The 13,408-nt window shown below is 38.6% G+C and carries 6 protein-coding genes; 1 reads left to right on the forward strand and 5 read right to left on the reverse strand.

Annotation, left to right across the window (positions count from 1 at the left end; translation table 11 throughout):
• Positions 1-265: 265 nt before the first annotated feature.
• Complete coding sequence (locus tag ABY905_RS07745) at positions 266-1,477, forward strand: site-specific integrase (RefSeq protein WP_372642243.1); 1,212 nt, start codon at positions 266-268, stop codon at positions 1,475-1,477.
• A gap of 426 nt (positions 1,478-1,903) precedes the next feature.
• On the opposite strand, the gene ABY905_RS07750 is transcribed toward ABY905_RS07745, so the two are convergent.
• From ABY905_RS07750 to ABY905_RS07770, 5 genes are all read right to left on the reverse strand, one after another.
• Positions 1,904-2,113, reverse strand: coding sequence for a hypothetical protein (locus ABY905_RS07750; protein ID WP_372642245.1), 210 nt, complete (start codon positions 2,111-2,113; stop codon positions 1,904-1,906).
• Positions 2,114-2,262: 149 nt separating this feature from the next.
• Positions 2,263-2,715, reverse strand: a complete 453-nt coding sequence (locus tag ABY905_RS07755; RefSeq protein WP_372642247.1) for a DUF4625 domain-containing protein — start codon at positions 2,713-2,715, stop codon at positions 2,263-2,265.
• Positions 2,716-2,812: 97 nt separating this feature from the next.
• Complete coding sequence (locus tag ABY905_RS07760; RefSeq protein WP_372642249.1) at positions 2,813-10,348, reverse strand: S8 family serine peptidase; 7,536 nt, start codon at positions 10,346-10,348, stop codon at positions 2,813-2,815.
• A gap of 91 nt (positions 10,349-10,439) precedes the next feature.
• A complete protein-coding gene (locus tag ABY905_RS07765) occupies positions 10,440-10,586 on the reverse strand; it encodes a hypothetical protein (protein ID WP_372642251.1) in 147 nt (48 codons plus the stop codon).
• Positions 10,587-11,859: 1,273 nt separating this feature from the next.
• Positions 11,860-13,408: tetratricopeptide repeat protein (locus tag ABY905_RS07770; protein WP_372642253.1), on the reverse strand; the 1,549-nt coding region annotated here is incomplete at its 5' end.

Below are 13,408 nucleotides of genomic sequence, written 5' to 3' on the forward strand. Positions count from 1 at the left end.
CCTCTCTCTCCGCCATGCAGAAATGCAATAGAAAGAAAAGCCTTGTAAACTTAACGTTTACAAGGCTTTCTTCATTTAGTGCCAACGCAATTAAACACCTAAACCTACAATAAAATGGTGTTGCGTAAGGTGTAGATTAGAAAGCTTGAAAACACTACACCGCACTTAGGTGCTAATACACTACGATACACCCTTTTGCTCCATCAAAAAACCACTCGTTTGCTAGTTTTGAAAAATCATTTTGAAACACTTAAAACTAGTAACAATGAGACAAACAACTTCTATTTTATTCTTTGCAAGAAAAACTACCAAACTGAAAAACGGAGAATCTCCGATCTTTATAAGAATTACCGTCGATGGTCAACGATTAGATATATCTCTTAAAAGAAGTATCGATTCTAAATTCTGGGATTCAAACAAAGGAAAATGTAAAGGCAATTCAATTAAGGCAAAGGAAAACAATCGATACATTCATTTTATGGATGAAAAACTCTTGAAAATTATTAATGATCTTGAAATTCAAGAAGATCTTAATTGTAAAAATGTAAAAGCCAGCTTAAATCAGGAGAATGATGATCGTAGCATTATAAGCATCTTTCAGAAGCACAATGAGAGATGTGAAAAACGTATTGGGATAGATATGGCAGAAGGCACAGTAGAGCGATACAGAACCTGTTTAAAACACACCAAAGACTTTTTAAAGCAACAGTACCATGTATCAGATTTACCTCTTAATAAAATCAACCACCAATTTATTACAGATTTTGAGCATTACTTTAGAACAATTAGAAAATGTTCAACCAATACCACTTTTAAATACCTTAAAAATTTTAAGAAAATAACGAATTGGGCTCTAGCTAATGAATGGATGAGATCATATCCTTTTGCAAAGATCAAGTTCAAAATGGAGAAGGTCGATAAAGGGTTTTTAGATGATGAAGAGTTAAACAAACTGATGGAAAAAAATTTCGAAATCAAACGTCTTGAAGTTATTAAGGATCTCTATCTATTTTGCTGCTTTACAGGTTTAGCTTTTACTGATGTAAAATCGCTAAACCAAGAACACATAGTAAAAGGAATAGATGGTAATCAATGGATTAAAAGTAAAAGGCAAAAAACTAAAGTCGAATTCGAAATTCCTCTTTTTGACATTCCTACAGCAATTCTTGAAAAGTATAAAGATGATCCTATTTGTATGATTCAGCATAAACTACTGCCTGTGGCAAGCAACCAGAAAATGAATGCTTATTTAAAGGAGATAGCAGACCTATGTGGTATCAATAAGAACCTAAGCACTCACTCAGCCAGACATACATTTGCAACAACTGTTACTTTGGGTAACAACCTAAATATTAAGGCTATTTCGAAGATGATGGGGCATACCAACACCCGAATGACAGAAAACTATGCTAGAGCAAGCGAAAAGCTAATCTCAAACGAGATGAGTAAGATTCAAGGGATGTATCAATATGTATAAAATCACCCCAATTTCAACCCACAATTCACCGAGTAACATCAATGTTGCTCGGTTGCAAATATAAGGTAGTATCCATGAAGTGAGTAATTGATTTAGGTTGCAGTCCCAACAGAACCCAGAACGAAAAACATTAAACTATGAATACTAGCAACTTATGGAATTTAAAATATTCTAGTGTCCCCTTATTTGTCCCCTATAATAATTAATTATTGGGCTTAACGGATTGCGCTATGTACTGTGAGCACCTTAATTGAGTTATGGTTTATTAACTTACTATTGTTTATTTAAAGCGTATAAGTTTCAAATACAACTTTGCTTGTATTTGACATAGTGTCAAATAACTCTCTTGATGGGCTTGTTCATCAACAATTTCATGTAGCCGTTGCATAAGCCCAAGGAGTGAAGGCATAATTTCTAGTATAAGGCTTAAAAGTTATTATTACCTTTTTCCCGATAAGCCAAACAAATGTGGTGTTTATCTATCAAATCCATCAACTCTACATCAGACATCATTTTCCAGGCAAGCAAGCTTTTAGGAATTGAATACTTAAATCTGAAATCCTTCATAGGGCAATTTCTAGTTTCTTCATTGAAAGGACAGGCAAAAACTAAGCCAATATGTTTTTCAAAGCTCATTATAATATTATTAATTCATTAATCTCTTAATGACGATGTAAGCTTTACAAAACAGTTACGCCGGTCTCTAAAATATTTTACAAAATAATAAAGGGATCCACTCATTGGCAGATCCCTTTAATTTTATATAGACGTACTGTAGTGTGTCTTTACGGACGGACAATTTCAAACTGTACCATCTCCTCAACAATGTTTCCAGATTGATCTTCAACTGAAATTGAAAAATTATAGTTGCCCACACGCGCAAAAGCGTCTACAGCAATATCGAAATTCAAATCAAAAGATTTTTCGCCTTTTACAACAGGCAACTCATTACCGTAAGCATCTAATTCAGAACGTGAATTAAAATAAAACTCTTCTACATTTTTTACTGATTTAGAACCTCTATATGTAATTTTCACCACATACTCCTCTAACTTCACATTATCAGATAATAGGGCATTTACATTTAGAACCCCACCAGGTGTAATATTAACGGTAGTGGTCGGGCTGATCAAACTTATAGTTGGCTTGGTCTCATCCACTTTTTTATCATCTCCTCCTCCACAGCTCAGTAAACTGGATGAGAAGAGCAGGACCATTGCATATTTTAGTATTTTCATTTTTTTTAGTATTAAGTACAGAGTAATTAGTATCAAGTTACTGTAATTCATTAGTTAAAGAGGGAAGCCCCAAGGGACTCCACCTCTTTCATTCACACTACATTTTAACCACTCGCTTCACGGTCTCTCCATCAGTGGTTTTAATTTTCACCATGTAGATACCAGAAGTCATATTGCTCATATCAAGAGTTTCCAGATATTCACCACTTACTTTATTAACTGTAGTTTGATACTGAGTTACACCTATAACATTAATAATAGAAATTGTTACATCACCCTCAATATTATTACCAAGAACAACATTCAACGGACCAGTTGTTGGAACTGGATAAACCTCTACGCCTGTGGTTGTTTCAATATCCTCTATACCAGTAACTGTTGCAATCATAATCTGGAAAGTTGTTTCTGCTTTCAAGCCCAGCAGATCGGTTGCAACAACCTTTACTTTCGCAATTCCTTCAGTCAATGGTTCAAGAACTAAACCTGAAACAGATGTGTAGATATTGACAACAGTCGCATCATCAACTGATACTTTATAAGTCAAATCTTCTCCGTCAGGATCGATGAAATGCTCATTTAGGTTGATGTTATCCAAGTCCTCATCCTCATAGTACTCTTTGGTAGCAATTGGGTTGATCAATTCCGGTGCACGATTCACATTCACGACTTCCACTTGGAATTTGTAAGAGCTAATTACTCCATGCTCGTCAGTTGCAGTCAATTCCATATCATGAATTCCCTGATCCATATACCCGGGAGCCAGACTTATAACGACACCTTCATCAGTAGAAGTCTTCGTAAAGAATTCACCAGCACCAACAAGTTCAACAGTAAAGCTATCCTCTTCCTGGTCGATAATGGTAAATGGTACGTCAAGTGTTTCTGTTTCCACTAAACTTGGATAAGGCATTGTTGTGGTAATTGCCGGACCTTCGTTCATCAACAGATTCACATCCAGTGCGAATTGCTCATTATTAGGATCGTTGGTATTTACCAGAATAGTCGCGTTGTTACGAATCTCCTGGGCAAATTCAGCCTTAAAGTTCAATGCTAATTTCGACACCTCTCCTGCCGCAGCTGTTCCGGACATCTGATCAAGGGTAACCCAGGTTTTCATAACTAACTCCTTCTCCATGGCTTTCACCATGAAAGTGTAGGTTGAGAAACCTGACTGAGAATATAGATCATACCACTCTCCCTGATATTGGAAGAAGAAACGATCTTCAGTAGCATCCTCTTTTTTCTGTAGAACTCTCGTTCCCTGAGGGTTGTTCACTCCCATAGGGTAGTGAATTACCACGTAAAAATCTTCGCCCGGATAGATGTAAGCGACTTCATCCATTGCAATGGTAAAGAACTCTCCAACGTCGTCGTTACCATCTTTCGAATATTCCAATCTTCCTTCTGCCACTTTCGATGCTGTTGCAATACCATTACCACCAGCAAGAATTTCAGCATGTAGAACACCAGAATTAAGAGTTTCTCTACGGAACCATGTTTTCACATCTGAAACGGAGAATCCATCCGATGGAGCTGTAAACTTGGTTGCAGAAGTAAAGCTTAAGCTAGCACCAAATCCTAACCAGTTATCTACTTCCGTATCATTGTTATCATACTCCAATACACGGTTGTACTCCTCCGATTTGGTTGACTTAACAGATGATGGAGCCGGATTGTTATTCATTTCTGAATCCAGGGACACTGGTGCCTTAACAGCAAATGTCTCAGCACTTTTTGCAGCCGTTTCAACTTTACCCCGATTGAAATTAAATTCCAAATTCCACTCCAGATCGTTGTTCCCGGCTTCGTTACCGATTACAAATTCACGAGTATCAGTAAATGTATAATCATCGGCGTGCAAAGTAATGCTTTCATCGCTAACGGTAGCTGCCGGTGGCAACATTGCGTTTGCAGATGCATTCCACACAAGGGCCTCGTTACCTTCTACATCAACAATTACTACATTGGCATTGGAAGTACCAGGAGCAGTTGGTGTATAGGTCACAAAGAACTGCCATGAGTCTCCCGGTGCCAATTCAGTACCGTTAGCAATAAGCATTGGTCTCCAACCTGAGCTCAGGATTTGTTCTCCAATGAAATCCTTAACGGGAACATATCCTTCCGGATATCCAAAGAAACCAGGTGCTCCTGGGTAGTAGAACTCTACTTTCATATCGTCGCTCATAATAACCTGAGCTGAATCCAGCTGAATGGCCTTGGTACCGGTGTTAGTAATGGTAAATCCTTCCACCACTTCCATTCCTTCGGTATACCAAATGTCACCCAGTTCAATATTTTCAGCTGATAATTCAGCCTCACCATTCACTTTCAGACTAAGCGGTAGGGTCTTTACACCCTCGCCAACCGTATTGTTATTCACTACAATATTGGCATTGTAGGTTCCATCAACCAGGCTGTTTGCATCTAAGCGCAAGGTAATATCCTTAGTTGTTTGAGCCGGAACAATTTCCTTTCTTACCGGGAATACAGTATAAGAGAATCTGCTGAGCTCAGGCATACGGCCAATGTGCATCAGCAAGCCTTCCTTTTCATCCGGACTCTCAACTCCAGCAATACCAAAAACTCTTGCTGACTGGAAATTCTTGTAATTGAAATCAATTCTTCCGTTGTTGTGAAGAATCATCTGGAAATCGTAAGGCTGACTCATTGCAGTCATATCGATGTACTCGTTCCAGGTTACGATTACCTTGTCTTCATCAATTTGGTAATAGATACCATCCTTTTTGTCAGCAGCAAAACCATAAGGAACATGGAAACCACTCATGGGAGCAATTGCACCGGGAACATTATCCTCATTAGGAATTCCCATTGCACGATCAAATTGGCCACCTTTAGGCTTAACAAAACTTGCCCAACCCATGAAACCAACATATAAGGTATCGTATGTTTGTCCATAATATGGGATTGGATTATCCAATTTTATAGCTTTGTAAGGAATTTCACCCCAAACAAAATCATCTCTCAAGTTCGATTCAGCAGCCGTTTCGGTAATATCAATCCAACCATTTCCATCACCGTCAACAAAGATGTATTCAAAATCTTTGATATCCATTGCCGGAGAAGAAGTCTCCACAGGATAATACCAGGTATCAGGAATAATTGCCAGTTCCAAATCGCCTAAACCATCATTGGTAATTTGAAGTACAGTATCCTTAATGGTACGTGCAGGCATTTCCCAGGTAATACCAGCATCTGGATCAATACTTATCATTGGGTTCTCCAATACATTACCTTTCAATACGACCTTAAATTCCTCGCCGGCAGCATTTGTGATGAATAGTGAATCTTCCAAAACAGCAGGTGCATCGGTGTTGATATTCACATAAATATAAGCCGATTGTCTTGTACCGACTTCGATAGGAGCTGTTTGATTGGTACTAAAGTGTCCATTCGCAAAACGTATGTCAGTTATCATATCCTTTGCAGTACCTGCATTAAGCACCTGAACGGCAATTGAGTCCTGTGCAGTTTTAAACACCTGCCCAAAGTCGATGGTATCCTGCTTCACACTCATTTCTGATGCACCACCTGCCACAAAATTAGCATAAGTCGTGTAGGTTGAAATAGGTGAAGTAATATCATTACTGATAATTGGTAACTTCTGATAAATTGAATCCTGCAATACATTTTCTGTATTGAAACTCAATGTAACATCAGCTGATTGACCTGGTAACAGAGTTCCCGATGCATTTGTCGCAGCAGTAACCATATCCTCTCCAGGATGATAGAATCGGTAGTAAGAATTATAAGAGCTTGTTTCACCCATATTCAAGCTATGCTCACTATTAGTGGCAAAACAAACATCCTTGTTCTCTTCGTCTACTAAACCTACCAGCCAGTATTTTGCTCCCTCTGAAGCAGAACCCGTTTTTTGGAAGAGAACCTCTGCATCACCATTGGCATGCAGTACAATTTGAAAGTTTGGAAGGGCACTACCATATTTCACATACTTGTATTGAACACGGAAGGTACCGTCCTCTTTCTCATAGTAGATTCCGGCATTCTTATTATTCAAATCCGCTCGTCCCATTACTGCGGTAATCATATCCCTATCCTTCAAATAACGAGGATCAATCGGAGTTCCGGTAGTCCAGTCCAGTCCAACATTACCGTCTTCCCCGAAAACAAGGGCGCCTTCCATATTAATCCATACTTTATCGTAGAAACGATCGCGGAAGGGGAATGAAAAACCAAGATCAACCTCAACAGCCATGAGCTGCTCTGCTTTCATCCGACCAATAAGGTTGTTGGAAGAGATATTTTTCCAGCCATATTCCTGCGAGTCAATGTAGCTTCCTCCAATCACATAGTCATAGGAATATCCAAATTTATTGAAAGGTCTTTCCAGTCCTTCAATCTCGTAACCAGGAGAAAACTTAGGAATCATGTAATCCAATGGATATTTACCATCATTACGAATTGTGAAAGTTCTGTCCACAATGGTATCTCCCACAGTTAAATCACCTGGAACAGTATCTCTTTCAGGTAAAATTGTCAACTTAGCAGGTTCTGTTGCTACACCATGCACATTAAATGTGTAAGGATTGCTTCCATCGGTAATGGTAATGGTTTCGGTAAAAGTACCTGCCTCTGTTGGTTTAAAAGTCACTCTTACCCAACCTGCATCGCGTGCAGGAATATTGGTTCCGCTGACTTTATTATCTGTATAGAAAAGATTCTCATTTGAAGATCTATGAGCGTAGTTGCCCAGCTTATAACCTACATATCCTTCGTTTACAATCTGGATATCCAGGGTTTTGGTCTTACCGGCAAAAACATTTCCAAAGTTTATCGTTTTCTCTGACTTTAAAATTGCCGTATGTCCATCAATATCCAAATTAATTTTAGCTTTCATGATCTTATTAACAGGATCGTTGGAGCTAAATACGATATTTTCGGTATACTGACCATCTACAAGAAATTCTGCATCCACATCAATAGCTACCTGAAGAGAATCTCCTCCGTTCAGTACGCCATTATTTGGAGTTAAAGTAATGTATTTACCAAGATCTTCATACTGGCTTCTCAATACCATAGCCCAGGCCCAGGTATCATCTTCCAATACCTTACCCAGAGGTTCCCAGCTTTGACCACCGTTAAAACTCATCAAACAGTTATCCGATCCGGTCTCTTCCATTTCAGGTGCAATTCCCAATGGATACAGGTTACCTGCAGGAATATGAATCACCACCCAAAAATAAGATCCTTTCTTCATATACACCTGTTCTTCCATATGTATAAAATGGGAGTAATCAAAATTAACTTCTGAAATTAAATTCTGAGCAGTAATCAATTTGGCTTCTTCCAAGACCTGACCTTCCCAGATCTCTAAGACTGCAGGCTCTAACTCCGGATCAATCCTCAAATGTGCCCACAAACTTGTTAGATTAAATCCTTTTGCCTGGTTCACATAAAAGCGGGTAGCCGAAGAGTTGCTTACAGATACATCATTGTCTCCAATAATTCTCCAGGCCTGGGATCCCTGAGCAATCTGCATTCTCTCGTCAATATCCATGGCTGTTGGGGCCATTACTTTATCAAACTGAGGAATTTCGTTGCTACCTAAGCTTGTTCTTTGTGCAAAGGTGTTTACATTAGGATAAACCACATTTTTCACACTAAAATCATCCGGCTCAAGACTTGCCAATCCAACGTATGCATCCCAGTTCAACACACCAATAGAATCATTATGCACCCATAGGTTGCCAGAAACAAGAGGGGTAGCTGCTACATCAGCAGTAATGTTTACATCGTCACCCAATCGAATGCCGGGACCTGAATTGGTCAAAACAACTTTTACCTCAGAAAGTTCTGACTCGTTACCCCAACGGTCATAAGCCTTAACAGCAAAATAGTAAGGAGTATTGGCATCCAATTCTTCGATCAGGTAATTCAGTTCATCACCTGCATTGGAATAGAATGATTTAATTACTGCAGAACTTGCATATTGAACCTTTGCTGCATCAAATTCATTGTTGCTCCAATAGATAGAATAGCTGACTGCTTTTCCATCGTCTTCATCTGCTGGCACAGACCAGGTTAGAGAAGCAAAATCCTGAGCTGCAGTAACCGCTAAGTCATTAATTTTTTCGGGAACTTTGGTTGCATCGCCCGATTGAAGGGCCATGGCTGCATCAATATAACCATTCCCCATTTTCCCTTTTGCAAAATCTTCTACGAAAGTATCGATATCGTGAACGGAAGTCAGCAAGTGTCTTTTCAAACGCTCAGCTGTAATATCCCCTTTGAACTTCGATACGACCAAAGCAGCAATACCTGAAACATGTGGACAAGCCATTGAGGTTCCCTGTAAATATGCATATTTATCGTCAGGGGAAGTACTTAAAATACCAGCTTCACGCCCCATTCCCGTGTCTCCACCAGGTGCAGCCACATCAACCCACTCACCATAATTGGAGTAACCTGCCCGGCCATTATCAGGACCAAGTGAAGATACAGCAACACAAGGCTCATAATAAGCAGGGTAAGCATTCATCTCAACTCCATTATTACCGGCAGCAAAAATGGCAACACCACCTTTCATTGGGCTACCTGCATAGTTACCTGCTTCGGCAATAAAGTAATCAATTGCATCCAATACAGCCTGATCGTAATGATTGTGAGTTTGCCATCCCCATGAGTTCTGAGAAATAACGGCTCCCATATCAGCCGCATAAACCAGTGCGTTAGCAAAACCACCAACTCCACCTTCTTCAGTAAAAATTTGGCAGGAGATCATTTTCACACCGGTTCCTTCGGTTCCATCACCCCCGGCAACACCTGAAACACCAATACCATTATTGTTTACCGCAGCTACAGTACCGGCAACATGTGTTCCATGATAATGATCCGTGATCTCACCTGAGTTATTCACAAAGTTGTATCCGTAAATATCATCAGGGTATCCATTACCATCGTCATCAACGCCTTCCACCCCATTCAGCTCTGCCTTATTCACCCACATATTAGCAGCTAAATCCTCATGATCAACATCGATACCACCATCGATAATGGCTACCACAACATCTGATGAACCGGTAGTTTCCTTCCAGGCTTCAAACAGGTTAATGTCAGCACCCGCTAAAGCTCCATCCACTGCAGTTCCGTCATTATTGTAATGCCACTGTGAATCGAGGGCTGGATCATTCATTGGCAATTCTTCGGAGGTTAGAACGGGAGCCTCACTTGGCTGTGGTCCCTCAATTAATTGAACTTCACCAATGGTTTCTGCAATGCTGACTGCACCAAGCTGACCATACGCCTTTGCTACCTCCTCTGCACTTAAACTGGCATCGAACTTGACTTCGTACCATAAATGTAAACCATGTTTGCGGTGTCTGTCGTCAAAAGCTGGTGCATAAGGGAACACTCGTTCTAACTGATAGGCTGAAAATTGCTGAGAAACAGCATCGAAAGCAGTAATCTCGGTTTTAATTCCCTTACGGGTTGTTTTAAAATTTTTTGTTACTGCGGATAACTCCGGCTTAAATTTCACTCGGATAACGCCCTTTTTGACGCCGTTCTCAAATTCCTGTGCCAATAGCGATCCCGACAGCAGGACACAAGAAATGAGTAGTATGAGTAAACTCTTTATTCGTACACTTTTTTTCATAAAAATCATTTTTGGTTATTATTTCATTCATTGTTTTGAATAAAAACACTAGATTTAATGGCTTTTATTCTGGGTATTCTTAATATGAGGTTTATCTTTTATTTTTTGCAGATACATTTTGTGCCTGATTTCTATCAAAAGCCTTAAGAAGCTTTTTTAAAGCCTCTGCCTCGTTTTTTTTTTGCTCTAACAATTGTTCAAGCATTTTATCATTTTCTACGTCTTTCAACTTTTTCATCTTCATTTATTTTATCAACTTAGAATACAATTTGAATGAGCATTTTATAATCGGCTGTGTTATCCTGATCAATAAAATTCTACATGTTAGTTCAGTCCATTGTATTCTCTTAAAAAATGCATCTTGTAATAATTCTTCACAAGACTAATCACATGAATTTAATTTTAGAATTAGCAAACCATACCGTATGTGCTCTAAGAGGAGAATACCACTATACTGTTTCTATACCAATGTTCATTTAAACCATATCGGCACCACTACAAACAACTATACAATACTGGCCTATTGACAATTAACACAAGAAGACATCTCTACTTAAATAATGATATTCAAATGAAGTTTGAATGAATAAAGGCTTCTTTTTAAGGGAAAGATTTATGTGATTGGGTATACAATTAAATGAATGGAAACATAATCATCCATTATAAACAGAGTATTTATTCTAAAAAATTGAAACAGGAGATTTCTATGAAGAGAAAAATATTTTATTGAATTTTGAGGAAAAAGAGGTGCTTGATTCTTTTTTACGATCATTCTTATCAAGGGACATTTTGAAATCCTTTTTGATAAAGACATATTATACATAAGCAAGTGATCCGTTACATAAGTTGGGTCCGGATGAATAATCGTACTTTATTAGAACAGAGAAACTTCCACTCTTATCACTTCTTTGAGAATTTGAGCAAAGAAAAATGATTTATCAGCAAAATCAGATTCCTGATACAGACCATTTTTTCTCTTCACTTACTTTCATTCATATGATTATTTCATTTTAAGGAATTCATGATTTATTAATGCCTTGATGAAAAGTAACAACCAAGTGAAACGAGCTCATGAATATTTTTAATATGAATAAAAAATCAGTGGTTCTAACACAGATAAACGACTTCCGTCGCGAAGAAATAAAGCTCTTTCAACAACTTTTATTTGTGCGACGGATTTACACGATGCAAATAACCCGAGCTTGCAGTCACTTCATGACTTTAGCACGGGCTATTAATATTTGAGCCCTCTGGGCTCATTCCCTTCAGCAATAGTAATCACTAAACAAATAGGCGCGATTTGTCGGCCTGCCCTGAGGCGTGTCACAGTTTTCCAACAAAGCGAAGACAAGGATCAGTCTGACTTGATTTTTATTCGTAAAACATATTTCAAAAGGTGCCCATGAGCCCTTCGGGCTTGTTTACTTTTTATTTAAGAACCGAGCAAAAAGAGTTCGATAAAACACGAGTAAGTTTCTTCACGAATTATACTGGATATTGAAAGCCAATTCCTATAATTCGTTCAAATACAAGACAAGATTTGTTTCCGTATTGGTTAGCTTTAATTTTTTACGTATTCTTGATCGCTTCACTTCCACACTTTTCACAGATTGATGAATAATCGAAGATATTTCTTTACTATTCATATTGAGCCTCAGGAAGGCACATATTTTTAACTCGGCAGGCGTCATATCAGGAGCAATTTCTTTTAGATTCCTAAAAAAATCGAGATGTACCTGTTCAAACCTAAGTTCAAATTCCTTCCAAACTTCCTGATCAGCACCTGCCTGCAGATCAAAGATAATCCTTTGAAGGGGCTCCATATTCTCTTTTTTCAAGTGGGTTTTGAATTGTAACAGCCGTTTCGAAACATTTCCGATCAATTCATTTTTTTTCAGAAGATACATCACATTGGTAGTCAACTCTTTATTCTTCACTTCCAAATCCTTCTCCAAATTCTCCTTTTCTAAAGTGATACGACGGGCCCGGTTTTTTATAAAACCATATAGCAATCCGGTAATAATCATTCCCAATACCAAAATAGCAATCAGGAAGTAATAGATTATCTCCTTGCGTTGCTGTTTTACCTTGCGATCCTTTTCCATCTTATCAAACTCGTACTGCATTTGAAGGCTGGTAATCTCCTTCACAGAGGTTTCATTTACAAGGCTATCGCTGTAATGATGGTAGTTCCGATAGGCCTCAAAAGCTTCATCCGTTTTGCCCAGTTTCTGATAAAAATCAGAAATTTGCTTATAGGACTCCATAGTGGATAACATTGCACCTGCCTCATTGGCTAGTTCCAGCGCCTTTTGTGTGGTAGCCACCGCCTGTGAATAATCCTTAATTTGATTATAATACTCAGCCAGAAACAGGTAGGAACGTGCCATCCCATTTTTATCGTTTATTTGTTCCCGATGGTTCAAAGCAAGCTTCATGTACTTTAGTGCCACCTCTTTTCGCCCCATTTCCAGAGAAACTTTTCCCAAATTATTGTAGATAACCCCCAAATTATACTTGTCATCAAACTTTTGAGCACTTTCAAGGGCTTTTAAAAAGTAACTTTCGGCAATTTCAAACTCCTCTTTTGTGTCGTAGCAATTCCCAATACTATTGTAAAAAACATGCAACTGAGAATGATAAGAGGAATCCCCCTGTTCCTGGATTGTATTCTGCTGTGTTAGGGCTTCTTTATAATGTTCCAGAGCCTTATCGTAGTCCTCCAAACGATAGAATATACTACCAATATTATGCTCCAAACCCACCAGAAATCTACTATTTCCGGTTTCTTCAAAGATCTTTTTACTCTTTAGGTAATTCTCCAGAGAGCGATCATACAGGCCTTTCCGCAATAAGACATCTCCCTTCTTTTTATAGGAAGAACCCTGCAAACCTGAAAGATTATTGCGATTTGACATCTCAAGAGCTGAATTGACATACTCAAGACTTCTTTTAAAATCGGTGTATTGGAATTGATCAGAAAGTTTCAGGAGTATTTTGATTTTCGAACTATCCTGAGAAAGACTTTCCAGCTGCATCGTCAAACTATCTACCACAAAA

This window comes from Ancylomarina sp., from assembly GCF_041555295.1.
Classification (GTDB): Bacteria; Bacteroidota; Bacteroidia; order Bacteroidales; family Marinifilaceae; genus Ancylomarina.

What these genes read in the sequence shown, in the direction of transcription:
- ABY905_RS07760 (WP_372642249.1), bottom strand. Translation starts at nt 10,348, where the DNA reads ATGAAAAAAAGTGTACGAATAAAGAGTTTACTCATACTACTCATTTCT.
- ABY905_RS07750 (WP_372642245.1), bottom strand. Translation starts at nt 2,113, where the DNA reads ATGAGCTTTGAAAAACATATTGGCTTAGTTTTTGCCTGTCCTTTCAAT.
- ABY905_RS07765 (WP_372642251.1), bottom strand. Translation starts at nt 10,586, where the DNA reads ATGAAAAAGTTGAAAGACGTAGAAAATGATAAAATGCTTGAACAATTG.
- ABY905_RS07745 (WP_372642243.1), top strand. Translation starts at nt 266, where the DNA reads ATGAGACAAACAACTTCTATTTTATTCTTTGCAAGAAAAACTACCAAA.
- ABY905_RS07755 (WP_372642247.1), bottom strand. Translation starts at nt 2,715, where the DNA reads ATGAAAATACTAAAATATGCAATGGTCCTGCTCTTCTCATCCAGTTTA.